Here is a 25,014-nt window from a genome sequence, read left to right as displayed (position 1 = left end):
CCGGTTGGTGCGGCCCCGGGCGGTCGGTGTTCCAGGGCCGGACCGACGATATACGGGGAGTGTCGTGCTCACGCAAAGGTCATCGCCCCACGGCGCGTTTCGCGACGTAGTGCCCCATGTGCGACATCGGGCGGTGTCCGACCCGCCCGGCACAATGACCGCATGACTTCCAGCACGCGCATAGTCCACCGCACGGCGGACGGCCGCCGCATACCGGGCACCTGGCGCCACGCCTTCATCCGCAACGGCTACGACTACTACCTCACCGATCTCTTCATCTACGCGGACGGACTCGTCGACTGCTGGGGCCTGGTCACACTGGAGGAGTTCGAACGCAAGCTGGCCAGCGGCTGGGTGGCGACGGAGCTGGAGGAGGGCGCTCGGGCGTCCGGCCACGAGTTGGCGAGTTGGAAGTTCGCCGAGCCGTACATGTGGATCACTCCGGAGCTGCTCCTCGCGGAGATCCGGGACACGATCGACCAGCTGAACGAGCGCCCGGACTCCATGGACCGGTGCCTGGCCCTGGTGGACGTCTTCCTCGCCGACCGCACGGAGGCCAACCGTGCGGCGGCGCGCGCCGCGTACCTCGCGATCCCCGCTTCCCGGCGCCACTACACGCTCGGCGACATGGACCGCAAGGACCAGCCGCTGCAAGCGCTGGTCGCCGGGCCGGGCGGCACGCTGCCCAGTGATCCGGACACTTCGGAGGGTTCGGAGGGTTCGGACGGTTCGGAGGGCGTGGACGGTTCGGAGGGCGTGGACGATTCGGCGGAGGTCGTGACGCCGGAGGAGTACGAGGACGCGATCGCGTACTTCGAGGAGCGGGACCGATGGGCGGCGGAGTACGCGGCGCGCACCCCGGACGACGGTCCGGAGCAGCCGTACGGGCCGGCGCTGACGATCAGCGAGTCCTACCCGCTCAAGCGCTCCGAGAATCCGGGCAAGTCCGCGCTGCGCAACGCCTACCCGGCTCCGATCGAGTTCGACGGCACGACGTATCCGACGGTGGCGCACGCGTACTGGGCGCTGTCGGTGGACGTTGCGGAGCCGGCCGTACGGGAAGCGGTCGCGGCGGCGGACTCGCCCCGCGAGGCGCGCCGGCTCGCCACGTCGGCGCAGCGCCGCGAGGGCTTCGACGGCGCGCGCACCACCGTGATGACCCGACTGCTGCGCGCCAAGTACGCCCAACATCCGGATCTGGCGGCCGTGCTGCTGGGCACGGGCGACGCCACGATCGTGTACGACGACGGCCACTCGAACTTCTGGTGCAACAACGGCGGCCGGGGCCGCAATTGGATGGGCCGCCTGCTGGAGTCGGTGCGGGCGGAACTGCACGCGGAGGCGGCGGGCATCGGCTGACGCCGTCAGTCGCGGGGCGGGCGGCGCGTCCCGTACGCAACCTCACCGTGGGCCCCGTAGGTCCCTAGGACCCGTACGTGAACGTCATCCGCTGCTCGAACGTCGGCGCCCACTCGCCCCGGCACTCCGCGCAGTACCAACGCCACTGGTCGGGCCTGGCGGGCACGACGCTCGTGGTGTCCTTCCACAGGGACGGTCTGCCGGGGCAGGTGGGACACCGCGGGGGCTCAAGCACGGCCATGGCGGGGAGCGTAGCCACGGGAGACGCGCGCGGGGAGTGCCTTCCCCCATCGAGTGATCGACTGTCCCCCGCGCGCACGGGGCGGTGGTGACGAAGGCGGCGGCACGCGGGAGGGGTCCGCGTGCCGTCCGCAGCGCTGCGGTGCCGTGCGGTTACGCGCCGGCCGGGCGCGGCTCGCGCCACATGCCCCACAGCACCGGGCCGCCGCCGGGAAGCTGCACCTCGTGGCGCACGGTGAAGCCGAAGTGCTCGTAGAAGGGCAGGTTGGACTTCTTGGAGGACTCCAGATAGACGGGCAGGCCCGCCTCGTCGGCCTTCGCCAGGCCGGAGCGCACCAGCGCGGCCCCCTGCCCCTGGCCCTGGCATGCCGGGTCGGCGCCGATCAGCGCCAGGAACCAGTGCGGCTCCTGCGGGGTGTGCTTCGCGGCCGTCTCGACGGCGTCTTTGAACAGCCCGGCGCGGTCACCGAGGAGGTCCGTCAGGTGCCGAATGGTCTCCGCGTCGGGCACGGCCTTGGCCTGCGCCTCGGCCGGCACCCAGAAGGCCGCGGCGTCGGCGGTGCGCTCGCACACGCCGTTGTGGACGTACTGCCGGGTGAAGATCGTGGAGAAGTAGCTGGTGAGGGTGGCCTCGCGGGAGGAGTCCTCGGGGAAGAACCAGCGCATCATCGGGTCGTCGTCGAAGGCGAGCGCCAGGGAACGACTGATCTGCGCAGCGTCCTCGATCACGGCCGGCTTCGGCATGCTCTTTATCGCCATACGGACATTCTGCATATGACGATCATGGAGGTCGCTGGCGGGGCCGCTTGGAACGGTCCCTGACCTGCGAAGGAGGCGACCTCCCCCGTACGGGGGAGAGAGAGTTCGCTCCTGCGCGCGATGTACCGGGCCGGCTGTTCCAGCAGGATCGGAGGTGCGGTTGAAGGGCCGTGGAGGGTCGCTGAGGCCACTTCGATCGCTTCAGTCACTTCGGCTACTTCGGCTACTTCGGCTACTTCGGCTACTTCAACTGCTTAGGCCACTTCGGCTATTTCGGCTATCCCAAAGGGGTAGGTCATGATGCTCACGTCACCCATGCGCCTCGCGATTCCGCTCGTCCTCGTCGTCGCGACGATGGGCGTGGCCGGCGGGCCGGCCAGCGCGGATTCCGACAGACCGGCGGAGCGCCCCGTCGTCACGGCGGCCGGCGAGCCGGCCGTGGTGGGCATCCGGGGAGCCGGCCGGATGGACTATCCCAAGGAGGACGACGAGGTCCGGATCTTCGTCGACGCCCGCGGCGTCCTCCTCGGCGACGACCAGGACGCAGCGGACGACGAAGGCGAGGGCGGCCCTGCGGCCCGTTCCTGGGGCACGTTCCGGATCCAACACCTTGTGCCTCAGACGGACGGCCGGCCTCCCCTGTTCAACTGGGGTGACTTCAAGGTCGACTGCCTGCGCGTCGACGGCTCCGAGGTGGCGGTCACCGGCCGGATCGTCGAAGCCGGCCCGTATTGGCAGGAGTTCCTGGAGCGCAAGCCCACCGCGCGGATGGGCCTGGGCTTCCACATACCGGCGGAGGGCGACGGCCCGGCCCGTGTGTCCATCACTCCCCCTGCGGCAGCAGGCCAGCCCGAAGTGCCGAAGTGTTCCGTCAGGCCGCCCGATGCGGAGGTGGTCGAGGGAGGTTACAGCGTCATGGACAGCCGCCGTTGACGGGCCGGTGCGGGTCGCCCCCTCTCTCGCGTGCTTCTCACCCGCCCCGCAGGCGTCACGCATCACGCGTCACGCGACCGCCGTTGCCTCCTCGTCCGCCGCCGTGATGACGCGGGCGAACTCCGGGTGCGTGGCCAGCAGGCCGCCGTCCACCCGTAGCACCGTCCCGGTGATCCAGGCCGCGTCGCGCGAGGCGAGGAAGGCGACGGCCGCCGCGATGTCCTCCGGCTCGCCGACCCGGCCCAGCGGATAGACCTGCTCGCCGAGCGCGGACAGCGCGGCCTCACGGCCGACCCAGCCGGTGGTGCGGATCGTGCCGGGGTTGACCTGGTTGACGCGTACGCCCCGGGGCGCCGCGTCGCCCGCGAGGGTGCGGGTCAGCGAGGCGAGGCCGGCCTTGGCCGCGCTGTAGGCGTGGTTGCCGAAGTCGGCCTCGCCGTTGACGGAGCCGATGGAGACGATGGCGCCCCGCCCGGACGCCGCCAGGTGCGGCAGCGCGGCACGGGCGCAGCGGAAGGCGCCGGTGAGGGTGACGTCGAGGTCGAGCGCCCAGGTCGCGTCGGACTGGTCCTCGAAGGCCGGGGCGTCGGGAGAACAGGAGAAGGCGTTGTTGACCAGCACGTCGAGGGTGCCGAAGCGTTCGACGGCGCGCGCGACCGCCGCCTCCACCTGGGCGCGGTCGGCGACGTCGCAGCCGATGTGCTCCGCACCGGGGATCTCGGCGGCGGCGCGTTCCGCGGCCGTGGCGTCGAGGTCGGCGATGAGGACCCGCGCGCCCTCGGACGTGAGACGGCGGGCCGTCGCCGCACCGATGCCCCGCGCCGCGCCCGTGATCAGCACGCCGTATCCGTCGAAACGTTTCAGTCCACTGGTCATAGGACCGAACGTACCGCCCTGACCAGCGCTTGGGCACGGGGATCGGCGGTAACTCCCTTGCGCAGCCCGTTGGTCACATAGCCGAAGGCGACGCCGGTCTCGGGGTCGGCGAAGCCGAGGGAGCCCCCGCGGCCGGGGTGCCCGAAGGAGCCGGGGCCCAGCAGCGGGGCCGCGGGGCCGTGGAGCATGTAGCCCAGGCCGTAGCGGGTGGGGACGACGAGGACCCGGTCGGGCCCGGCGGACTCCTCGGTGCGGGCGAGGGCGAGCGTCGCGGGCGCGAAGAGCCGCGGTCCGCCGTCGACCTCGCCGATCGTCGCGGCGTAGAAGCGGGCGATGGCGCGGGCCGTGGACACCCCGCCGGAGGCGGGGAGTTCGGCGGCCCGGTAGGCGGGGTCGTTCTCGTCGGGCAGGGGCGTGATCGCCCCGAAGGCGCGGCGGGTCAGGGACTCCGGGTCCCGGTAAGCCTCGGAGACCGAGCGTTTGGGGCGCAGCCGCAGACCGCCGCCGTCCACGGTCGCCGGCTCGTCCACCGGGCCGATCCGCCCCACCCGGTGGGCCTCCTCCGCGGGGAGTCCGATCCAGAAGTCCAGCCCGAGGGGGTGGGCGATCTCCTCGGCGACCCAACGGCCGATGGTGCGCCCGGTGACCCTGCGCACCAGCTCGGAAAGGAGCCAGCTGTGGGTCTGCGCCTGGTAGCCGTGCGCGGTGCCGGGCTGCCACGCGGGGGTCTGGGCGGCCACGGCCGCCGGTCCGGTGACGCCGTCGACGGCCTCGGCGGGGGTGAGCGGACGGTCCAGGGCGGGGACTCCGGAGCGATGTGCGAGGAGGTGGCGGACCAGGGCGCGCTCCTTGCCCCCCGCCTTGAACTCGGGCCAGTACGTGCCGACGGGTGCGTCCAGGTCGATCCGGCCGCGCTGGTGGAGCAGGAGGACGGCAGCCGCGGCCACGCCCTTGGTGACGGAGCGGACGATCTGCGCGGTGTCGACGGCCCAGGGCTCGGCGCCGTCCACGTCGCGGGTGCCGGCCCACAGGTCGACGACCTTGTGGCCGTCGCGGTAGAGGGCGACCGCGGCGCCGCGGTCGCCGCGCTGCTGGAAGTTGCGGACGAAGGCGTCGAGCACCGGCTCGTAACCGGCCGCCACCGTGCCGTGCACGGACACCGCGCCCCGTACGTCCGCCGTGCCGGTCGTGTCGGCCACGCCTGCCGTTTCGGTCGTGTCGGTCGTGCCCCGTACGTCCACCGTCGTCCCCTCCGCTCCGCTTCCGTGCATCCGTCCATGGTGCAACGTCCGCGGGCCCTTGTGACTTCCGGGTCAGTCAGGTGCGGTGACCACCCAGTCACGTGGTCACGGATCGGGGGTCAAAACCAAAGGGCAGCTCCAGTCTGTGCGCCCGCATCAGCTCCCGGTCGCACAAAAGTGCCCCCGTCGGGGCGTCCGCGACGATCACTCCTTCGCTGAGGACCACGGAGCGCGGGCAGAGCTCCAGTGCGTAGGGGAGGTCATGGGTGACCATGAGGACGGTGACGGTCAAGGAGCGCAGGACGTCGGCGAGTTCGCGCCGTGAGGTCGGGTCGAGGTTGGAGGAGGGCTCGTCCAGCACGAGGACTTCGGGCTCCATCACGAGGACGGTCGCCACCGCGACGCGGCGCCGCTGCCCGAAGGAGAGGTGGTGCGGCGGCCGGTCCGCGTACTCGGCCATGCCGACCTGCCGCAGCGCCGCGCTGACCTTGGCCGCCAGCTCGGGGCCGCGCACCCCGGCGGCGGCCGGTCCGAAGGCGACGTCCTCGCGGACGGTCGGCATGAAGAGTTGGTCGTCGGGGTCCTGGAAGACGATGCCGACGCGCCGTCTGACCTCGGCGAGGTGGCGCCGTTCGACGGGCAGCCCGGCGACGGCGACCGTGCCGACGCCGCCGCTGAGGATGCCGTTCAGATGGAGGACGAGGGTGGTCTTCCCGGCGCCGTTGGGGCCGAGGAGGGCGACGCGTTCGCCGCGCGCCACGGTCAGGTCGACCCCATAGAGGGCCTGGTGGCCGTCGGGGTAGGCGTAGGCGAGGCCCTGCACGTGTAGAGAAGGCGGAGGAGACGCGGGCGCGTCGGGCTCGGGCTTGGGATCGGGATCGGGATCGGGATCGGGATCGGGATCGGGATCGGGATCGGTCAACGGATGCTCCATCCCAGCAGGCAGACGACGAGGGCGGCGACCGGCAGCGCTGCGGCGTACGACCACTGCGCCCGGCTCGCCGCGGTCCCGCCCGCACCACAGGTCTCGATCAGGGGCAGCTCGCCCGCGTATCCGCGGCTGAGCATCGCCAGGTGCACCCGTTCCCCGCGTTCGTAGGAGCGGATGAAGAGCGCGCCGGTCGACTTCGCCAGCACGCCCCAGTGGCGCACGCCCCGTGCTTCGAAGCCGCGCGAGCGCCGGGCGACGGCCATCCGACGCATCTCGTCGGCGACGACGTCGCCGTAGCGGATCATGAACGACGCGATCTGGACCAGCAGCGCGGGCAGCCGTAGCCGCCGGAGGCCGAGCAGCAGGGAGCGCAGTTCGGTGGTGGCGGCCAGGAGCACGGAGGCGGCGACGCCGAGCGTGCCCTTCGCCAGGACGTTCCAGGCACCCCACAGCCCCGGGACGCTCAGCTCCACGCCGAGCACGCCGATCCGCTCCCCTGGCACGACGAACGGCATGAGCAGCGCGAAGGCGACGAACGGCACCTCGATCAGCAGCCGTTTCAGCAGCCGGCGCAGGGGGACGCCGGCCGTGCTGGCGACGGCGGCGAGCAGCGCTCCGTACAGCCCGAAGGCCCAGACCGCCTCGCGCGGCGTGGCCGCGACGACGAGGACGAAGGCGAGGACGGCGACGAGCTTGCAGTGCGGCGGCAGGGCGTGCACGGGCGAGCGGCCGGGGATGTGGAGCCGGTGCGGTCGATGGCCGGCGCCCACGGTCAGGCCCGTTCGCCGGGGTCGACGGGCGGTGGGTACGGCCGCCCGGGCGCGCGCCCGCCTCCGGGGCCCGGGCCGAGTTCGGCGATCGGCGGCCGGGCCGCGGGGCCGGTCGCCGGTCTGACCTCCGCCGTACTGCCACGGCCACGGCCTCGGCGGCGGCGCACCACGACCACCGCGAACAACCCCGTCCCGACGGCCGCGGTCGCCCCCACCCCGATCACCCCGGCGAGCCCGCCGGAGAGCCTGGCGTCGGCGATGCTCTCGATGCCGTAGTCGGCGAGCGGGGAGTCGGCGGTCGCGTGTTCCTCCGCCTTCCCGTCGAAGCCCTCGTCCGCGGCGACCTTCTCCAGCCCGTCCGGCTCGGCGGACGCGTAGTAGGAGACGAACCCGGCGAGTGCGACCGCGACGGCCAGCCCGGTGAGCCAGACCGCGCGGGGGAAGCGGGGCGAGCGGTGCGCCCCCAGCCCGAGCGCGGCGGCGCGGTCCGCCGGCCGTGCGTCGACCAGCTCGCCGCCGACCCGCAGCTTCAGCGGCGCGACCAGGGCGCGGGCCCCGTACACCAGGTCCGGGCGGACGGCGAGTACCGCGCCGACGGTGAGCGTGGTGATCGCGGCCTCGCCGATGCCGACGAGGGCGTGCACGCCGACCATCGCGGTCAGCACCGCGTCGATCGGGACGTCGGTCGTCCCTCCGACGGCGTAGAGGAGGGTGAACGCCGCGGCGGACGCCGGGACGGAGGCGAACGCGGCGACGCACGTCGCGACGGTGACGCTGCCGCGGCGCCGCGGCAGCACCGCGAGCAGCCCGCGGAAGAGGACGTACGCGGTGCCGACGCCGACCGCGCCCATGACGGTGACGTTGACGCCGAGGGCGGTGAGACCGCCGTCGGCGAAGAGCACGCCCTGGAGCAGCAGGACGACGGTGATGCACAGCACGCCCGTCGCGGGACCGACGAGGACCGCGGCGAGCGCGCCCCCCAAGAGGTGTCCGCTGGTGCCGGTGGCGACGGGGAAGTTCAGCATCTGTGCGGCGAAGACGAAGGCGGCGACGAGTCCGGCGAGGGGGGCGGTGCGATCGCCCCCGAGGTCGTTGGGGGCGCCGGCGCCGGACAGCTCCCGGCGGGCGCCGCGCAGGCTGACGGCGACGGCCGCGGCGGCGACGACGGCGGAGGCGGCCGAAACGGGAGCGTTGATGAATCCGTCGGGAACATGCATGGCTGGCTCCGGATCGGAAAGGCGATGACAACCGAGGCGAACCGAGGTGAACCGATGGCAACCGGGGTGGACTGAGCCGAGCTGAGCTGAGGCGAGGCGAGGCGAGGCGAGCTGAGGCGAACCGCTGGCGAGCGCGGGCGATTGCGCCCATCTGCACATGGTGTGCAAGAGCGCCTCGGTCACAAAAGAAGCGCGAACGCAAAAAATGCACAAGGGCCGTCGAGCGGCCGTAGTCCAAAATATGGGACATTAGACGCAAAAGTTAAAAAAGCATGAGAGTGCTGCATGACCGTGAGGAGCGACCGATGCCCGCCGCCACCGTCGAGGACCACGCATGGGGCCGGATCGTCACGGACGCTCCCCAGTACCGGCCGGTTCGCGTCGCCATGTCCTACGAGCCGGACGAGGATCCCAAGGCCGTACGGTTCGACTTCCCCAGCGGAATGGGGTGGACCTTCCCCCGCGAACTGCTGGAGTCCGGGTTGCGCGCCCCGGCCCGCAGCGGTGACGTGGAGGTCTGGCCGTGCGGCCGGGTGCAGGCGGTGGTGGAGTTCCACTCCGCGGACGGGGTGTCGGTGGTCCAGTTCGACACCACCGTCCTCAGGAGCTTCCTGCGCCACACGTACGCGGCAGCCGCGACCGCCCCCAAGACCACCTGACGACACCCTGACGCAACGCAGAAAGGGGCCGTGCCCGCCACCTATACGGCGGCGGGCACGGCCCTTCCCACTACTTTCCTGACTTACGGACCAGCGGACTCCGAACTACCGGACGCCGACCAGCTGACGGTCCCCGTCCGGGTCCTCCGGGCTGTCCGCGAGCTGCTTGTGCAGCTTCTCGCCCTCGACGTCCACGTTCGGCAGCGCCTTGTCCAGCCAGCGCGGCAGCCACCACGCCTTGTCGCCGAGCAGCGCCAGCACCGCCGGGACGATCGCCATCCGGACGACGAACGCGTCGAAGAAGACGGCGATCGCGAGGCCGAAGCCCATCATCATGACCATCTGCTCGCCGGAGCTGATGAAGCCGGCGAAGACGCCGATCATGATGATCGCGGCGGCGGAGACGACCCGCGCCCCGTGCCGGAAGCCGGTGACGACGGTCTCGCCCGGCCGCTCGCCGTGCACGTACGCCTCGCGCATCCGGGTGACGAGGAAGACCTCGTAGTCCATCGCGAGACCGAAGACCACGCCCACCATGAAGATCGGCATCATCGACATGATCGGGCCGGGCTGCTCCACGTTGAACAGGTCCGCGAGCCAACCCCACTGGTACACCGCGACGACCGCACCGAGCGCCGCCACCACGGAGAGCAGGAAGCCGAGCGCCGCCTTCAACGGCACCAGGATCGAGCGGAACACCAGCACCAGCAGCAGGAAGGCGAGTCCGACGACCAGCGCGAGGTAGGGCACCAGCGCGTCGTTCATCTTCTGCGAGAAGTCGATGTTCAGCGCGGTGGCGCCGGTCACCAGCAGGGTGGCGCCGGTGTCGGCCTTGAGCTCGTCCTTCTTGCCGCGGATGTTCTCGACCAGGTTCTCCGTCTCGACGGAGGACGGCCGCTCCTTCGGCACGACGTTGATCATCCCGGTGTCGCCGGCCTTGTTCAGCTCGCCGGGGATGGTCGCGGCCACCCCGTCCAGCTTGCCGATCATCTCGGCGGCCTGGTCGACCGCGCCCTGGGCGTCCTTGCTGCCCTTCGCGTCCACGACGATGCTCAGCGGACCGTTGAAGCCGGGGCCGAAGCCGTCGGACAGCAGGTCGTACGCCTTGCGCTGGGTGGAGGCCGGCGACGACGAGCCCTCGTCCGGCAGACCCACCTGGAGCGAGGCGGCCGGGACGGCGATCAGACCGAGGCCCACGACGGAGGTGAGCAGCACGGCCACCGGGCGGCGCAGCACGAAGCGCGCCCAGCGGACGCCCATCTTCGGCTTCTCGCCCTCCAGGCCCTTGCTGGTGTGGGCGCCGGCCTTGCGGGCCTTGCGCGCCTTGCGACCGAGGATGCGGTCCCCGGCGAAGCCCAGCAGGGCCGGGATCAGGCTGATCGCGATGACGACGGCGATGACGACGGTGCCGGCGGCGGCGAAGCCCATCTTGCTGAGGAGCGGGATGTTGACGACCGCGAGGCCGGCCAGGGCGATGACGACGGTCAGACCGGCGAAGACGACCGCGGAGCCCGCGGTGCCGACGGCGCGACCTGCCGCGTCCTCCTTCTCCCGGCCATCGGCCAACTCGGCGCGGTAGCGGGAGACGATGAACAGCGCGTAGTCGATGCCGACCGCGAGGCCGATCATCATCGCGAGCATCGAGGTGGTGGTGCCGAGGTCCAGCACGTTCGCCAGCGCGGTGATGGAGGAGATGCCGATGCCGACGCCGATGATGGCGGTCAGCAGCGGCAGACCGGCCGCGATGAGCGAACCGAAGGTGATCACCAGGACGACGGCCGCGATGAGGATGCCGATCATCTCGGCGCCGGCGGCACTCTGCTCGACCATGGTGGCGTCGCCACCGAGTTCGACGGTGAGCCCGGAGTCCCGCGCGTCCTTGGCGACGTCGGTCAGCGACTCCTTGCTCTTCTCGTCCAGCTCCATCGTGTTGACCTTGTAGGACACCGAGACGTACGCGGTGCTGCCGTCCTTGGAGACGGCGTCACTGGCGTACGGGTCCGCGACCGACGAGATCTCGGTGGAGCCCTTCTTCAGGTCCGCGATGAACTCGTTCACCTCGGCCTTGGGCGCGGCGTCGGTCATCTTCTGACCGGCGGGCGCCTTGAAGACGATGCGCGCGGACGCGCCGTCGGCGCTGCTCCCCGGGAAGCGCTCTTCCATGAGGTCGAACGCCTTTTGGGATTCGGTGCCCGGCAGGGCGAAGCCCGGGTCCTCGGCCTTGGCGGCGGACGAGGCGGCCACACCGGCGATCGCGAAGAGTGCCACCCACAGCAGAGCGACTAGTTTGCGGCGCCGGAAGGCGAACCGCCCGAGTTTGTAGAGGAACGTGGCCACGAGGGCGTACTCCCGTTGGTGAGACGTAACAGGGCAGGGGGGAGTCGGCCCGACGACGAGAGCGGCGCGCGTCAGGTTGGGGTGGTGCTTGAGCGGATCTGGGGTGTGACGGGGAGAGTCGAGGGCGCCCGGGAGACGGGGAGTCCGGGCCTCGTGGGACTACATCGCGCTACATCGGTCCGTCGCGACCAGTGCGCGCCAGTTCACGGAGGTCATCGTGCCTCCAGAGCCGGCAGCACCACCGCGTCAATGCTGTGCTTCCCGGGGGACGACCCCCGGACCCCCGGCAGGAAACCACGACGGATCATCGTGCCTCCAGAGCCGGCAGCACCACCGCGTCAATGTAACGGCTGAGGAAATCCCGGTTGGGGACCCGGTCCTCGATCATCTGCAGGGCGAAGAACGCTCCGAAGAGCATGTGCGGCACGAACTCGCGCGCGGGGTTGTCCGTACGGACCTCGCCCCGCGCCACCGCCCGGTCGATCACCACTCGCAGCTCGTTCCGCTCCGGTTCGATCAGCTTCTCCTGGAGCACCCGGAGCAGATCTGGGTTGGTGTGCACCGCCAGGGTCAGACCCCGCATCAGCGCCGAGTCCTTCTCCAGCTGGCAGTCGTCCACCCGCAACATCATTTCCTGGAAGTCGCCGCGCAGGCTCCCGGTGTCGACCTTGTCGGCGCCGGGCCCGGAGTGGTGCTGCAGCGCCGCGGTCACCAGCTCGGGCTTGTTGTGCCACTGCCGGTAGAGCGTCGCCTTGCTGGAACGGGTCCGGTTGGCGACGGCGTCCATCGTGAGGGAGTCGTAGCCGACCTCGCGCAGCAGATCGAGCACTGCGTCGAAGAGCTCGGCCTCGCGCTCGGGGGTGAGTCGGCTGCGGGACATCGGACGGCCTCCCTCCGGGTCTCCAGGAAACGAACGAAACGGTTTCGTACTCGAAATACGATAGTCGAAGGTCCAAGCGAAACGAAATCGTTTCGCTGTGGGTTTCATCACCCGGGGGACGCTCAACCTTCCGACCCCGACATGAGTTCCATCAATGATGAGGAGTTGCCTCGTCCGCCGCCCCCGGAAAGCATGGGAGCGTGAGCGACGACGACGTGGCGTACCTCCGTTATCCGCACCTGCACGAGGACTTGGTGTGCTTCGCCGCCGAGGACGACCTGTGGGTCGCCCCGCTCGTCCCGGAGGGCGAGCGCCCGGGGCGGGCCTGGCGGCTGACCGTCGACCGGACGCGGATCGGGCACCCCCGCTTCTCCCCCGACGGCCGGCACATCGCCTACACGACCTGGCGCAGCCACGATCCGGAGATCCACCTCGTCCCGCTGGCCGGCGGCCCCGCGCGGCGGCTGAGCTACTGGGGCTCCGTGGACACCCGGGTCTGCGGCTGGGGGCCGGACGGACACGTCCTCGCCGTGTCGTCGCACGGCCAGCCCTTCTCGTACTTCTCCTGGGCCTACAGCGTCCCGCTGGACGGCGCGCCCGGCGGGAAGCTGCCCTGGGGGCCGGTCTCCGACATCGCGGTCGCCGACGTGGCCGGCGAGCGGCGCACCCTGCTGCTGACGGGGAAGGCGCCGCACGAGCCCGCCTCCTGGAAGCGCTACCGCGGCGGGGCCACCGGACGGCTCTGGCTGCACGGCCAGCGGCTGCTGGCCGACCTCGACGGGCACCTCGACTCCCCCATGTTCGTCCGCGGCCGGATCGCGTTCCTCTCCGACCACGAGGGCGTCGGCAACCTCTACTCCTGCCGCCCAAACGGCTCCGACCTCCAGCGCCACACCGACCACGACGCCTTCTACGCCCGGCACGCCTCCAGCGACGGCCGGCGGGTGGTCTACCAGTGCGCGGGCGAGCTGTGGATCGTGGACGACCTGAGCGACCCGGCCGCTGCGCCGCGCCGGCTGGCGGTGCAGTTGGGCGGGCAGCGCGCGGGGCGCCGTACGTACCAGGTGCCGGCGTCCGACCACGTGGACGCGCTCGCCGTCGACCCCACGGGGCGGGCCAGCGCCGTCTCCGTGCGCGGCAGCCTGTACTGGCTCACGCACCGCGACGGCCCGGCCCGCACGATCGCGGACACGCCGGGGGTACGGGCCCGGATCCCGGTCGCGCTGGGCTCCGGCGGCCGGGTGGCGTACGTGACGGACGCGGACGGCGAGGACGCGGTGGAGATCGCGTACCTGCCGCGGGCGAGCGGCGACCGGGAGTCGCGCCGGCTGGCGTCGGGCGAGTTGGGGCGGGTGCGGGAGATGGAGTCCGACCCGGAGGGGAAGCGGCTGGCGATCGCCTCGCACGACGGCCGGCTGCTGCTCCTGGACGCGGACGACGCGGAGGAGGCGGACGCGACGGCGGCCGGCGAGCCCACCGAAGCCGAAACCGAAGCCGAACCTGGGGAAGCCGGGGAAGGCGGGGAAGCCGAAACCGGGGAGACCGACGGGACCGAAGCTGCGGAGACCGAATCCGAAGCGGAAGCAGAAACCGCAGCGGAGGGCGAGAGCGCCGACGAACCCCTCGTCACCGAACTCGTCCGCTCCCTCAACGGCCCGGTGCGCGACCTCGCCTTCTCCCCCGACGGCTCCTGGCTCGCCTGGTCCCAGCCGGGCGTGGGCCGGTCCCTGCGCCAGATCCGCATGGCGCGGATAAAGGACCGCACCATCGTCGACGTCACCAACGGCCGCTTCGAGGACGAGAACCCGGTCTTCACCAGCGACGGCCGCTACCTCGCCTTCCTCTCCTGGCGCGGCTTCGACCCGGTGTACGACGTGCACACCGGCGACCTGTCGTTCCCGCTCGGCTGCCGCCCCTACCTCGTGCCCCTGTCGTCGGCGACGCCGTCGCCGTTCGCGCTGCTGCCCGACGGCCGGCCGGCCGCCGGCGGGCTCGATCCGCTGGACGAAGCGCCGGCCGCCGCCGGCACCGCCGGGGACGGCGCGGGCACCGTCGTCGAGATCGAGGGCCTGGAGAGCCGGGTCACCCCCTTCCCGGTGGCCGCGTCGAAGTACTCCGCGCTCTCCCCGGTCAGCGGCGGCGGCCTGGTCTGGCTGCGCTGGCCCATCTCGGGCGCGCTGGGCGAGACGTTCGTGAACCCGGCCGACACCTCGGGCCAGCCCACGCTGGAGCACTTCGACATCTCCAAGGCCCGCCGCACCGAACTCGTCGCGCACCTCGACTGGTTCGCGGTCAGCGGCGACGGCACCCGCCTCGTGGTCGTGGACGGCGGCGAGCTGCGGGCCGTGCCGGCGACGGAGGCCGGCGACGGCGACTCCACCGTCTACATCGACCTGCGCCGCATCCTGCACGAGGTGGACCCGGCCTCCGAGTGGCGCCAGGCGTACGCCGAGGCCGGCCGGCTGATCAGCGCGTACTTCTGGGACCCGGGCATGAGCGGCATCGACTGGCCGGCGGTCTTGGACCAGTACCGTCCGCTGGTGGAACGGGTCGCGTCCCCCGACGAGTTCGCCGACCTGCTGCGGGAGGTGCTGGGCGAGCTGGGCACCTCGCACGCGTACGTGACCCCCGCCCGGCGCGACGAGGGCCCGCGCCACTACCAGCGGCCGATGGGGCTGCTCGGCGCGAACCTCGTCCACCGGGACGAGGGGTGGGTGGTGCAGCGGATCCTGCCGGGCGAGTCGTCCGACTCCAAGGCCCGCTCCCCGCTGGCCGGCACCGGCATCCGCGAGGGCGCGGTCCTCACCCACGTCGACGGCCGCCCGGTGGACCCGGTCGCCGGCCCCTACCCCATGCTGTCGGCCGCCGGCGGCACGACGGTCGAGCTGACGTTCCGCACCGCGGAGGGCACCTCCCGACGGGTCGCCGTCGCCCCGCTGATCGACGAGCGCCCGCTGCGCTACCAGGACTGGGTGGCCAAGCGCCGCGAGGTGGTGCGGGAGTTGAGCGAGGGCCGGTGCGGCTACCTCCACATCCCCGACATGGGCGGCTCCGGCTGGGCCCAGTTCAACCGCGATCTGCGCCTTGAGGTGTCCCGGCCGGCCCTGATCGTGGACGTACGGGGCAACGCGGGCGGGCACATCAGCGAGCTCGTGGTGGAGAACCTGACCCGGAAGATCCTCGGGTGGGACCTCACCCGCAACGCCCAGCCCGTCTCGTACGCGTCGAACGCGCCGCGCGGCCCGGTCGTGGCCCTCGCCGACGAGGAGACCTCGTCCGACGGCGACATGATCACCGCGGCCTTCAAGCTGCTGAACCTCGGGCCGGTGGTGGGCACCCGCACCTGGGGCGGGGTCGTGGGCATCACCGGAAATCACCGCCTGATCGACGGCACCGTCATCACGGTGCCGATGAACGCGGCCTGGTTCGACACCTACGGCTGGTCCGTGGAGAACCACGGCGTCGAGCCCGACCTGGAGGCCCTGCGCACCCCCCTGGACTGGGCGGAGGGCCGGCACGCGGGGCTGGACGACGCGGTGCGGCTCGCCCTGGACATGCTGGCGAAGCAGCCGGCGGCCGACCCGCCGGGGTACGAGGGCGTACCGGACCGCAGCCGGCCCCCGCTGCCGCCGCGCCCGCAGTCCCGAAAGGTGGAATAGCCCCTTGGCATGCGGTAGTTGTTCCGCCATGACCAACACCAATGATCGAGACCTGCTGGGCCGCTTCGGCGTGTGGCACCGCTTCCTGCGGGCGGAGCCAGGACAGGAGCTCGCGCCGAACACGGCCGAAGCCGTCGCCGAACTGGACGAGTTGGGGTACGGGGCGCTGTGGATCGGCGGCAGCCCCTCGCTGGCGAACGCCGCGCCCGTGCTCGCCGCCGCGCCCCGGATCCGGGTGGCGACCGGCATCCTCAGCATCTGGGAGCACCCGGCGGCGCAGGTCGCCGAGGAGACGACCCGCATCGAGGAGTCCGCGCCCGGCCGGTTCGTGCTCGGGCTCGGCGTCAGCCACAGCGCCCGCACCCCGCAGTACGCGAAGCCGTACTCCGCGATGGTCGCCTACCTGGACGCGCTCGACGCCGCGCCGACGCCCGTCCCCGCGTCCCGCCGCGTGCTGGCCGCGCTCGGCCCGAAGATGCTGGAGCTGTCGGCGGACCGGGCGCTGGGCGCGCACCCGTACCTGGTCACCCCGGAGCACACGGCCGAGGCCCGCGCCCTGCTGGGCCCCGACGCCCTGCTCGCCCCCGACCTGAAGGTCGTCCTGGAGCCCGACCTGTCCCGGGCCCGCGACATCGCCCGCACCGGCCTCACGCCGTACCTCGGGTTCGAGAACTACCTCCGCAGCTTCCTGCGGCTCGGCTTCACGGAGGCGGACTTCGCGGACGGCGGCAGCGACCGGCTGGTGGACGCGGTGTTCGCGCTGGGCGACCTGGACCGCGTCCGCGCCCGCGTCGCCGACTTCCACGCGGCGGGCGCGGACCACGTCGCCCTGAACGTGGTCTCCGATGCCCCGCTCGACGAGCTGCCGCGCCGGGAGTGGCGCGAGCTGGCCGGCGCGCTACTGGCCGGCTGACTCCCCCTTCCCCGCCGCCGGTCCGTCCTTCGGACACACGGACGCCTCCGCGACGTTGTACTGCTTGCGCTCCGCGGCGGTGAGTTCGCGGTTGACGGACCGGCAGATCTGCTGGATGGCCTCGGTCTCGTCGGGGAGGTCCACGGACCACAGCCGCGTGGTGCCGTTGAAGCTGGTGGTGGCGAGGGTGGTGCGGTCGGGGCTGAAGGCGACGTGGTTCACGTAGCCGACGTCGGAGAAGGTGCGGCGCGCCGCGCCCGTCTCGACGTCCCAGATCCGGGCCGTGCCGTCGTTTCCCCCCGTGGCCAGGGTCTTCCCGTCGGGGTGGAAGGACATCGAGTCGATCCGCTCGACGTGGGAGTTCAGCGTGAGGGTGCGGCGCAGCGCCCCGGTTTCGGAGTCGCGCAGGCGGATGTAGCTGGCGGGCGGCCCGTCGGGCCCGCGGCCGGCCGAGTCGGAGTCGCTGGTGGCGAGGGTCGTGCCGTCGGGGCTGAAGGTGGGGTGCCTCTCGGACCGGGGAAGGGCGAAGGTGCGCAGCACCTCCCCGGTGCGCACGTCCCAGATCCTGATGGTGCCCTTCGAGCCCCTGGTGGCCAGGGCACTGCCGCTCGGATGCGGCGTCATCGTCTCGATGGCGCCGTCCGGCCCGGTCAGGGTGCGGAGGCGGCGGGCCCGGTCGACGTCCCACAGGTGAACCCGGTTGTCGCCCAGCGCAGCCAGCGTCGACCCGTCGGAGGTGAAGGCGAGGCTGTTGACGGCGGGGGCGGCGCCGGGCAGGGTTCGCCGCGAGGCACCGGTGCGGGCGTCCCGCAGGTAAACCGTGCCGTCGCGGTCGGCGGTGACCAGCGTTCTGCCGTCCGGGCTGAGAGCGGCGACCTTGCGGACGCCGGTGATCGTGGCCATGCGACGGCCGGCGGGCAGGCCCCAGATCCGCACGGTCTCGTCGTGGCCGGCGGTGACGAGCGTGCGGCCGTCGGTGCTGAAGGTGAGGGCGCTGACCGGCTTGCTGTGTCCGGTCAGGGTGTGGGTGTTGAGGTCGCCCGTCTCCCACTCCCGGATGTTCCCCTCCTGGGTCATGGTGGCCAGGGACCGGTTGTCAGCGCTGAAGGCGATCGCAACGAGTCCCCGGGTGTAGCCGGTGAGGGTGACGCGGGGGCCTTGGCTGCGCGCGTCCCAGATCCGCAGGGCGTCCGCGTCGCTGGTCACGAGCGTCGCGCCGTCGTGGCTGAAGACCAACCGGTCGACCCGGCTGACGTGACCGGTGAGCGAGGCGATGATCACCCCGCTGTTCCTGGCGTCCCGCAGCGTCACCGTGCCGTCGTGCTGGGCCACGGCGAGTTCGCTGCCGTCGGAGCCGAAGACGGCCTTCGCGTAGTACTTGGCCTCGGGGACCGGGTAGGGGAACTGGGGCTTGGGTATGTAGACGCGGCTCCGGCCGGTCATGAGGTCCCACAGCCGCACGTCCTGGCCGCCGCTGACCAGCGTCCGGCCGTCGGGCGAGAAGTCGAGCGACTGGAAGTACTCGCTCGGCGGAGCCTTCCGCTTCTTGTAGGTCTTGAAGACGTGTTGAGCGCGTCCGGTCTCGACGTCCCACACGCGGATGGCCGCGTCCCTGGAAGTGGTGGCGAGTCGCCGGCCGTCCCGGCTGAACGTCAGAACGTCGACGAGCGCTTGGCCGTCGTCCAGCATGGCGCGCTGCCGCCCCGACGCCACGTCGTAGACCCGTACCGCACCGTCCAGGTACGAGATGGCGACGGACGCGCCGTCCGGGCTGAAGGCCACCTCCCTCGGACGCTTCGCGGAGGTGCCGAGGGCCACGCTCCGGTTCTGCTTCAGGTCGTGGAGCAGGGCTCCGCGCCTGATGTCGACGTACGCGACCGTACGGAGGTCCGGACTGAACGAAGCCCGTTCGACTGAGGATCCCGGGATGCGGCGGGTGTTGCGCAGCGGGATGTCCGCGGCGCGCAGCAAGCTGGCCCGCGCTTCCCTGGTGGGGGCTGTGCGGTGGGCGTGCAGGGCGAGGAGGGAGGCGAGCGCGGGGTTGCCGACCAACTGCTCCTCGGACTGGGCGGCGAGTTGCCGGGAGAGCGCGGTGCGCTGGGCCGTGACGGCCCTGTCGCGCTGCTCGTCACTGGTGTGGCTCTGCCGCCAGGCGATCACCCCGGCGACCAGGGCCAGCACGAGGAGCGCCGCCAGCGCGGCGGTGGAGCGGCGCAGCCGGCTGGTGGTGCGGGCGCGGGCCCGGTCCTCGTCCTCCTCCGCGGTGACGCTCGCGGCGAGGAAGTCGCGCTCGACGGCGGTGAGTCCCTGGTACGGGTCGGGGAAGGCTTCCCGGGCGGTGGCGAGCCGGGTGCCGCGGTACAGCGCGCCGGCGTCGCGGTCGAGCTCCGCCCAGGCGTCGGCGTCGGCCGTCAGCCGCCGGTGGGTGACCAGCCGCACCCGTTCCTCGTCGATCCAGGTCCGCAGCCGCGGCCACGCCGTGATCAGCGCCTCGTGCGCGAGGTCGGCGGTGTCGCCGTCGAGGGTGACGAGGCGGGCGTGGGCGAGGCGTTCGAGGACGGTGGTGGCCTCCGGTGACTCGACGGCCGCCAGTTCCGTGCGGGGTGCGGGGCGGCGGGTGTCCTGGGCGCCCTGGCCCGGGGTGATCAGCCGCAGGAGCATCCGGCGGGCGTGGACGGACTCGTTCGCGTTGAGGCTGCTGTAGGTGTGCTCCGCGGTGTCGGCGATCGCGCCGTGGACGCCGCCGATGGCCTCGTACGCGGCGAGGGTCAGGGTCCGGCCGCGGCGGCGGCGCCACACCTCCAGCAGCGCGTGGGACATCAGCGGCAGGGCGCCCGGTTCGCCCGCGGCCTGCTCGACGATCCGGGCGGTGAGCTCCCGTTCGACGATCAGCCCGGCGGCCCGGGCGGGGCCGACGATCGCCTGCCGCAGGTCGGCGGGGGCCATCGGTCCGACGAGCAGGTGCGCGGTGCGCAGCGCCGCGACGAGCGCGGCGTGTTCGGTGCAGTGACCGTAGAAGTCGGCCCGTACGGCGACGACGACCCGCAGTCCGCTGGTCGGTTCGAGGGCGGCGGACAGCAGTTGGATGAACTCGGCGCGCTCGGCGGGGTCCCGGCAGAGGGTGAAGACCTCCTCGAACTGGTCCACGACGATCAGGGTGTCCCCGTCGGCGCGGCGCGAGACGGTCCGGGCGTGGGTGGCGAACGGCCGCGCGCCGGGGGTGAGGATCTTGATCCCCGCGCACTTCACCGCGCCGCCGTCCCGGCCGGTGCGCAGTCGGGGGATGATCCCGGCCCGCAGCAGGGAGGACTTGCCGCTGCCGGAGGCGCCGGTGAGTATCACGAAGCGATGGGCGGACAGCAGGTTCAGCAGTTCGACGACGAGTTCGTCCCGGCCGAAGAAGAGTTCGCGGTCGCCGGGTTCGAAGCGGGCCAGCCCCCGGTACGGGGCCTCGTCCACGCCGTCGTCGGCGACCAGGACGGTCTGTTCCTCCGCCGCCCGGGCCGCCGCGAGCCAGCGGGACTCCCATTCGTCGCGGTCGCCCTCGCAGACCGTCGCGTACGCCAGGGTCACCGGCAGCGACGGCAGTTGGTCCCCCGCGGCAGCCGCGGCGAGCGCGCTGGCCGAGTAGCCCGCGCGCCGGGCCATCTCCCGGTACGTCGGCCCGCCGGCCGCGGCCCGTAAGTCCCGCAGCCCGCAGGCGAACGCCTCCACGGGACCGGCCATCGGATCGAGCGGACGCTCCCGACGCCCCGCCATCGACCCCACCCCCTTCGACGAGTACGAGGGCCATCAAACCGCGGCCGGACATTGTCCAGGAACGTCGGAACGGGGTTTCTGGACAATGCCGGAGCAGATGGAATCGGGGTAGGCAGGCACCGTGTGCGGGACGCCGGTGCCCCGTGCTCCAGGGAGGATCGATGGCCGTCGGCCACCCCGTGCATCCGAACGTCGCGTCGTCACCGGCCGAATTGGTGCAGCAGATGCGCCGGTTGAAGGACTGGTCGGGACTGACCTATCGACAGATCTCAGCGCGTGCGCAGGACGCGGGCGACTGCCTGCCGTCCAGCACGGCGGCCGGGGCGCTCGCCCGACGCACCCTGCCGCGGGAGGAACTCCTCGCGGCCTTCGTTCGCGCCTGCACCCGCGACGAGCAGGCGGTGCGGTCGTGGACGCGGGAGCGGGCGGCGGTCGCCGAGCGGGCCCGGTACGGTCCGCCGGTCGAACGGCCCCCCGTGGTGGGCGATCGGCTCACCGCGAGCGACCGGCTCACCACGGCCGGGAGAGAGACCGCCGGCGCGCCCGCGGCGGGCCGGGGGCAGGACGTCCGGGGGGACGTCCGGGCAGAGGCCCGGGGGGAGTGCGTCCGGGGGGACGTCACGGGGGACCCCCGGGACGAGGGGCGCGAGGAGGGGCGCGGGGACGTCCGGGGGGAGGTCCGGGAGGAGGCCCGTGGGGGTGCCGACTCCCGGGCCGGACGTCCCTGGTCCCGGCCGCTGCTCGCGGTCGCGCACAGCACGGTCCGCGCCTGCGGGTGGCTGCGGGCGCGGCTGCCCGGGTCCCCGCGGGGCCGCGGGCACGCCGGTCACCCGGTGCGCGCCGCCTCGTCCGCGGCGCCGCCCGCGCCCACGAGGCCGGTGGCGACCTCGGCCAGCCGGCCGTCGAGCCGGCGCACCTCGCGGCTGCCCAGCACGCCGATGAGGGACGGCAGGTAGCCGCGCACGGGTTGTACGCCGCGCAGCCAGGCCTGTCCGTACACGTGCGCGGCGCGGCGCTCTATGCCGGTGACGATGCGGTCGACGGCGGGGCCCGGCGGATACGTGCGGTTCGCCGGCCACGGCAGCCGGCCGCGCAGTTCCCGCATGACGTCGTCGCGGTCGGCGCCGCGGACCATGTCGGTGTCGGTCCAGGACAGATAGCCCACGCCCACGCGCACGCCCCGGTGGCGGACCTCCGCGCGCAGGCTGTGCGCGAAGGCTTCCACGCCGGCCTTGGAGGCGGCGTACGCCGTCATCATCGGCGCCGGGGTGAGCGCGGCGAGCGAGGCGATCTGGAGGAAGTAGCCGCGGCTCTCGGTGAGGACCGGGAGGAAGGCGCGGCCGGTGACGGCGCTGCCGACCAGGTTGACCTCGATGACCCGCCGCCAGGCGACGGGGTCCGAGGTCTCGAACGGGCCGCCGGCCGCGACGCCCGCGTTGGCGACGACGACGTCGACCTTCCCGAAGCGCTCCTTGACGTCCTGGGCGACCCGGACCATGGCCGCGTGGTCGGTGACGTCGGCCTCCCAGGCGTCGCCCTCGGCGTGGAGCCGGCCGCGGACCTCCTTCAGGCCGTCCGGTTCCAGTCCGACGAGCGCGACGTGGACGCCGTGCGCGGAGAGCTTGCGGGCGAGCAGCGCGCCGACGCCGCGGGCTGCGCCGGTGACGACCGCGACCTGTCCTTCGAGGGGTACTCCGCGGACCGCCCTCATGCGGCTTCCCCCGCCTTCTCCGTGGCGTCTTCTGCGGCGTCTTCTGCGGCTTCTTCCGTGACGTCCGCCGTGGTTTCCTCCGCGAGGTGGACGGCCACCAGTTCGCGCAGCTTGGCGGTGACGGCGTCGGGCGCCTCCACCGGGGTCATGTGGCCGGCGCCGGGCAGCAGGACCAGTTCCCGGCAGTCCGGGAGGTGCGCCGCGATGCGGTGGGCGTGGACGGGCGGGCTGAGCTTGTCGGCGGCGCCGGCGACCACGACCGTGGGCGCGGCGAGCCCGCGCACCCCGTCGGTGAGGTCCAGCGCGGCGAGCACCCCGCCCCACGCCACCCGGGTGGCGCGGGGACAGGCGTGCACGATCCGGGCGCACTCGCCGACCTGCGTACGGCTGGCGGCGCGGCCCATCGTGGCGTACTGCAACAGCCGCTTGGACAGCGGGTTGACCGGGCCGAGCGGGGCGCTGGAGCCGAGCACGGCAAGGGTGAGCCGGGAGCGCAGCGGGCCGCGCCGCAGCGGGAACACCCGGGCCTCCTCGATGAGGTGGGAGGCGCCGGTGCTGCACAGCAGGACGGCGGCGGCGTGCTCGGCGACGGCGGGACGGTCAGCCGCGGCCATGATCGTCATCGCGCCCATGGAGTGCCCGCCGAGCACGGCGCGCTGCCCGGGCGCGAGGACGGCCCGGAGCACCGCTTCGAGGTCGTCGGCGAGGACGTCGGTGCCGACGCGGGCGAGCGGGGTGCGCCCGTGGCCCCGCTGGTCGTACACGACGACCCGCAGCTCGCGGGAGAGCGCGGCGACCTGGGCGGCCCAGAAGCGGGTGGAGCAGGTCCAGCCGTGGGCGAGGACGACGGTGGGCGCGTCGCTCGGCCCGTGCACTTCGACGTGCAGGGGCGTGCCGTCGGCGGAGCGGACCTTGCGGGTGGTCAGGGTCGTGGGCGGCACCGGGTGCCTGCGGTCGTGGCTCATGCGTTCGCTCCCAGGACTTCGACGGCCTCCGTCGCGGGCGCGGCACCGGCCGCCGCCCCGCCGTGTACGACCTCGTACTCCCCGAGGTCCACCTCGCGCACCAGCCGCCGGAACTCCGCCGTCGTCCCCGGCCAGAGCGTGGAGTTGCGCCCCTGGTCGTCGAGGTACCAGCTCTTGCACCCGGTGCTCCACACGGTCCGCGCCATCCGCCGCTGGATCCCGTCGTTCCACGCGTCCACGGCCGCCGGTCGCGGGTCTAGCGCCGTGCGACCGCCGAGGATCGACAGTTGGCGCAGGTAGTCGGCCAGGTAGTTCAGCTGGGACTCGATCATCAGGATCATCGAGGAGTTCCCGAGCCCGGTGTTGGGGCCGATGATCGTCATCCAGTTGGGGAACCCGGCGGCGGTGGCGCCGCGCAGCGAGCGCACCCCGTCCTGCCACGCCTCGGCGAGCGTCGTGCCGCCCGCGCCCACGACCCGTTCGGCGATCGGCATGTCCGTCACGCGGAACCCGGTGCTGAAGACGACCGCGTCCACCTCGGCCCGCGTCCCGTCCGTCGCGACGAGCGTGGAGCCGCGCACCTCGGCGAGGCCGGCGGTGACCACGTCCACGTTGGGGCGGGCGAGCGCCGGGTAGTAGTCGTTGGAGAGCAGGATCCGCTTGCAGCCCATGCGGTACGAGGGGGTCAGCGCGGCCCGTAGCGCCGGGTCCTTGATGGACCGGGCGAGGTGGGCCTTGGCCAGGGACTCGACGAGGGCGAGCTCCCGCGGCCTCTTGGTGAACGCCTGCACCTGGAGTTCGCGCACCCCCCACAGCAGTCCGCGGCGCACGGCGGTGGTGAAGGGCAGTTGCCGGTGCAGCCAGCGCTCGACGCCCGTGACGGCCCGGTCCGCCTTCGGCACCACCCACGGCGGAGTGCGCTGGAAGAGCGTCAGCGAGCCGACCTCCGGCTGGATCGCGGGCACGATCTGGATCGCGGAAGCACCGGTTCCGACCACGGCTACGCGCTTGCCGCGCAGGTCGAAGTCGTGGTCCCAGTCGGCGGAGTGGAAGACGGCGCCGGGGAAGCCGTCGAGTCCCGGCACGTCCGGGATCCTGGGGTCGGACAGCGGGCCGGTCGCGGAGACGACCACGTCGGCGGTGAAGTCGTCGCCGCTGGTCTCGATCCGCCAGCGCAGGTGCCCGGCGTCCCAGGTCATCATCCGCACCTCGTGGCCGAAGCGGATGTGGGACCGCAGCCGGAAGGTGTCCGTGACGTGCTCCAGGTACGCCCGGATGTGCTCCTGCCCGGAGAAGGTGCGCGGCCAGTCGGGGTTGCGGGCGAAGGAGAAGGAGTACAGGTGGGAGGGGACGTCGCAGGCGCAGCCGGGGTAGCTGTTGTCCCGCCAGGTGCCGCCGAGGGAGTCCGCGCGCTCCAGGACGACGAAGTCGGTGACGCCCTCCCGGCGCAGCCGCACGGCGGCGCCGATCCCGCCGAACCCGGACCCGATGACGGCGACCCGCACGTGCCGCGCACCCGCCCCTCGTCGTGCGTTCCGTGTGCGTTGGTGCTGCACCTGCTCCTGTCGGCCCATGCCTGCTCGCCTCCCAGTGAAGACCCGGAACACTGCCAGTAATCACTGGCGTGGTGGGGAGCGTAGAGCAGGAACATACCGAGCGGTAGGCCCCGGACACGCCAAGTTACCTGCGGTACGCCCCAGCCCCTGACCGATTCGGCCCCCCTCAGGGACCTGCCCGCTCGCCCTTCCGCGGTGCCGCAGCGTCGGCGGGCGCGGCAGCGCCGTAATGCGTGTGCGGTGATGGCG

18 protein-coding genes are annotated in these 25,014 nt (G+C 72.7%); 5 read left to right on the top strand and 13 right to left on the bottom strand.

Translation table 11 applies throughout. From position 1 onward, the window contains the following. Positions 1-162 precede the first annotated feature (162 nt). Positions 163-1,359, top strand: a complete 1,197-nt coding sequence (locus ABZ842_RS04125) for an NADAR family protein (protein ID WP_361531234.1) — start codon at positions 163-165, stop codon at positions 1,357-1,359. Positions 1,360-1,423: 64 nt separating this feature from the next. Here ABZ842_RS04125 and ABZ842_RS04120 read toward each other — a convergent pair whose 3' ends face one another. Together ABZ842_RS04120 and ABZ842_RS04115 are read right to left on the bottom strand one after the other, a co-directional pair. After that, positions 1,424-1,600, bottom strand: coding sequence for a hypothetical protein (locus ABZ842_RS04120; RefSeq protein WP_361531231.1), 177 nt, complete (start codon positions 1,598-1,600; stop codon positions 1,424-1,426). Between the two features lie 152 nt (positions 1,601-1,752). Next, entirely contained in the window at positions 1,753-2,358 is a 606-nt protein-coding gene (locus ABZ842_RS04115) for a GNAT family N-acetyltransferase (RefSeq protein ID WP_361531228.1), read from the bottom strand. A 297-nt stretch (positions 2,359-2,655) separates the two neighbouring features. On the opposite strand from ABZ842_RS04115, the gene ABZ842_RS04110 reads away from it, so the two are divergent. Continuing rightward, on the top strand, positions 2,656-3,291 hold the full coding sequence (locus ABZ842_RS04110; protein ID WP_361531225.1) for a hypothetical protein: 636 nt from the start codon (positions 2,656-2,658) through the stop codon (positions 3,289-3,291). A gap of 69 nt (positions 3,292-3,360) precedes the next feature. Here the strand turns inward: ABZ842_RS04110 and ABZ842_RS04105 are convergent, their stop codons facing one another. The 5 genes from ABZ842_RS04105 to ABZ842_RS04085 all read right to left on the bottom strand — a co-directional run bounded on the left by ABZ842_RS04105 (position 3,361) and on the right by ABZ842_RS04085 (position 8,326). Next, a complete protein-coding gene (locus ABZ842_RS04105) occupies positions 3,361-4,167 on the bottom strand; it encodes an SDR family NAD(P)-dependent oxidoreductase (RefSeq protein WP_361531222.1) in 807 nt (268 codons plus the stop codon). Continuing rightward, entirely contained in the window at positions 4,164-5,327 is a 1,164-nt protein-coding gene (locus ABZ842_RS04100) for a serine hydrolase domain-containing protein (RefSeq protein ID WP_361531817.1), read from the bottom strand. The genes ABZ842_RS04105 and ABZ842_RS04100 overlap by 4 nt, the downstream gene beginning before the upstream one ends. Positions 5,328-5,505: 178 nt before the next feature. Next, complete coding sequence (locus tag ABZ842_RS04095) at positions 5,506-6,330, bottom strand: ABC transporter ATP-binding protein (protein WP_361531219.1); 825 nt, start codon at positions 6,328-6,330, stop codon at positions 5,506-5,508. After that, positions 6,327-7,109 (bottom strand): cobalt ECF transporter T component CbiQ, encoded by a 783-nt coding sequence (cbiQ, locus tag ABZ842_RS04090; protein ID WP_361531216.1) that lies wholly within the window; start codon positions 7,107-7,109, stop codon positions 6,327-6,329. Before cbiQ ends, ABZ842_RS04095 begins: the two co-directional genes overlap by 4 nt. A 2-nt stretch (positions 7,110-7,111) precedes the next feature. Then, complete coding sequence (locus ABZ842_RS04085) at positions 7,112-8,326, bottom strand: energy-coupling factor ABC transporter permease (RefSeq protein ID WP_361531213.1); 1,215 nt, start codon at positions 8,324-8,326, stop codon at positions 7,112-7,114. A 305-nt stretch (positions 8,327-8,631) separates the two neighbouring features. Here ABZ842_RS04085 and ABZ842_RS04080 point away from each other — a divergent pair, with 305 nt between their 5' ends. Then, positions 8,632-8,985, top strand: coding sequence for an SsgA family sporulation/cell division regulator (locus ABZ842_RS04080; protein WP_361531210.1), 354 nt, complete (start codon positions 8,632-8,634; stop codon positions 8,983-8,985). 105 nt (positions 8,986-9,090) lie between these two features. On the opposite strand, the gene ABZ842_RS04075 is transcribed toward ABZ842_RS04080, so the two are convergent. Both ABZ842_RS04075 and ABZ842_RS04070 read right to left on the bottom strand, forming a co-directional pair. Beyond that, positions 9,091-11,322 (bottom strand): MMPL family transporter, encoded by a 2,232-nt coding sequence (locus ABZ842_RS04075; protein ID WP_361531207.1) that lies wholly within the window; start codon positions 11,320-11,322, stop codon positions 9,091-9,093. Positions 11,323-11,626: 304 nt separating this feature from the next. Continuing rightward, positions 11,627-12,202 carry a TetR/AcrR family transcriptional regulator gene (locus ABZ842_RS04070; RefSeq protein ID WP_361531204.1) on the bottom strand — a complete coding sequence of 192 codons (576 nt, stop codon included), beginning with the start codon at positions 12,200-12,202 and terminating at the stop codon, positions 11,627-11,629. Positions 12,203-12,402: 200 nt separating this feature from the next. Between ABZ842_RS04070 and ABZ842_RS04065 the strand changes: the two genes are divergently transcribed. Continuing rightward, a complete protein-coding gene (locus tag ABZ842_RS04065) occupies positions 12,403-15,861 on the top strand; it encodes a S41 family peptidase (protein ID WP_361531201.1) in 3,459 nt (1,152 codons plus the stop codon). Positions 15,862-15,889: 28 nt separating this feature from the next. After that, complete coding sequence (locus tag ABZ842_RS04060) at positions 15,890-16,774, top strand: LLM class F420-dependent oxidoreductase (protein WP_361531198.1); 885 nt, start codon at positions 15,890-15,892, stop codon at positions 16,772-16,774. On the opposite strand, the gene ABZ842_RS04055 is transcribed toward ABZ842_RS04060, so the two are convergent. The 4 genes from ABZ842_RS04055 to ABZ842_RS04040 all read right to left on the bottom strand — a co-directional run bounded on the left by ABZ842_RS04055 (position 16,760) and on the right by ABZ842_RS04040 (position 24,783). Further along, the gene (locus ABZ842_RS04055; RefSeq protein ID WP_361531195.1) at positions 16,760-20,500 is read right to left on the bottom strand and encodes a hypothetical protein; all 3,741 of its coding nucleotides are present in this window, start codon (positions 20,498-20,500) and stop codon (positions 16,760-16,762) included. The two genes, ABZ842_RS04060 and ABZ842_RS04055, sit on opposite strands and share 15 nt — an antisense overlap. Positions 20,501-21,359: 859 nt before the next feature. Further along, positions 21,360-22,244: an SDR family oxidoreductase gene (locus tag ABZ842_RS04050; protein WP_361531192.1), complete on the bottom strand. Its 885-nt coding sequence runs from the start codon at positions 22,242-22,244 to the stop codon at positions 21,360-21,362. After that, on the bottom strand, positions 22,241-23,209 hold the full coding sequence (locus ABZ842_RS04045) for an alpha/beta hydrolase (protein ID WP_361531189.1): 969 nt from the start codon (positions 23,207-23,209) through the stop codon (positions 22,241-22,243). The genes ABZ842_RS04050 and ABZ842_RS04045 overlap by 4 nt, the downstream gene beginning before the upstream one ends. Next, positions 23,206-24,783, bottom strand: coding sequence for an NAD(P)/FAD-dependent oxidoreductase (locus ABZ842_RS04040; RefSeq protein WP_361531186.1), 1,578 nt, complete (start codon positions 24,781-24,783; stop codon positions 23,206-23,208). The genes ABZ842_RS04045 and ABZ842_RS04040 overlap by 4 nt, the downstream gene beginning before the upstream one ends. Positions 24,784-25,014: the final 231 nt, after the last annotated feature.

This window comes from Streptomyces sp. NPDC047315, assembly GCF_040643215.1.
GTDB lineage: Bacteria > Actinomycetota > Actinomycetes > Streptomycetales > Streptomycetaceae > Streptomyces.
This window is presented reverse-complemented; position numbering and strand designations above follow the sequence as displayed.

Excerpts from the sequence above, each read along its gene's own strand:
- ABZ842_RS04040 (WP_361531186.1), bottom strand. The coding sequence starts at position 24,783 with ATGGGCCGACAGGAGCAGGTGCAGCACCAACGCACACGGAACGCACGA.
- ABZ842_RS04105 (WP_361531222.1), bottom strand. The coding sequence starts at position 4,167 with ATGACCAGTGGACTGAAACGTTTCGACGGATACGGCGTGCTGATCACG.
- ABZ842_RS04045 (WP_361531189.1), bottom strand. The coding sequence starts at position 23,209 with ATGAGCCACGACCGCAGGCACCCGGTGCCGCCCACGACCCTGACCACC.
- ABZ842_RS04070 (WP_361531204.1), bottom strand. The coding sequence starts at position 12,202 with ATGTCCCGCAGCCGACTCACCCCCGAGCGCGAGGCCGAGCTCTTCGAC.
- ABZ842_RS04120 (WP_361531231.1), bottom strand. The coding sequence starts at position 1,600 with ATGGCCGTGCTTGAGCCCCCGCGGTGTCCCACCTGCCCCGGCAGACCG.
- ABZ842_RS04055 (WP_361531195.1), bottom strand. The coding sequence starts at position 20,500 with ATGGCCGGTCCCGTGGAGGCGTTCGCCTGCGGGCTGCGGGACTTACGG.
- ABZ842_RS04050 (WP_361531192.1), bottom strand. The coding sequence starts at position 22,244 with ATGAGGGCGGTCCGCGGAGTACCCCTCGAAGGACAGGTCGCGGTCGTC.
- ABZ842_RS04110 (WP_361531225.1), top strand. The coding sequence starts at position 2,656 with ATGATGCTCACGTCACCCATGCGCCTCGCGATTCCGCTCGTCCTCGTC.
- ABZ842_RS04060 (WP_361531198.1), top strand. The coding sequence starts at position 15,890 with ATGACCAACACCAATGATCGAGACCTGCTGGGCCGCTTCGGCGTGTGG.
- ABZ842_RS04080 (WP_361531210.1), top strand. The coding sequence starts at position 8,632 with ATGCCCGCCGCCACCGTCGAGGACCACGCATGGGGCCGGATCGTCACG.
- ABZ842_RS04085 (WP_361531213.1), bottom strand. The coding sequence starts at position 8,326 with ATGCATGTTCCCGACGGATTCATCAACGCTCCCGTTTCGGCCGCCTCC.
- ABZ842_RS04125 (WP_361531234.1), top strand. The coding sequence starts at position 163 with ATGACTTCCAGCACGCGCATAGTCCACCGCACGGCGGACGGCCGCCGC.
- ABZ842_RS04115 (WP_361531228.1), bottom strand. The coding sequence starts at position 2,358 with ATGGCGATAAAGAGCATGCCGAAGCCGGCCGTGATCGAGGACGCTGCG.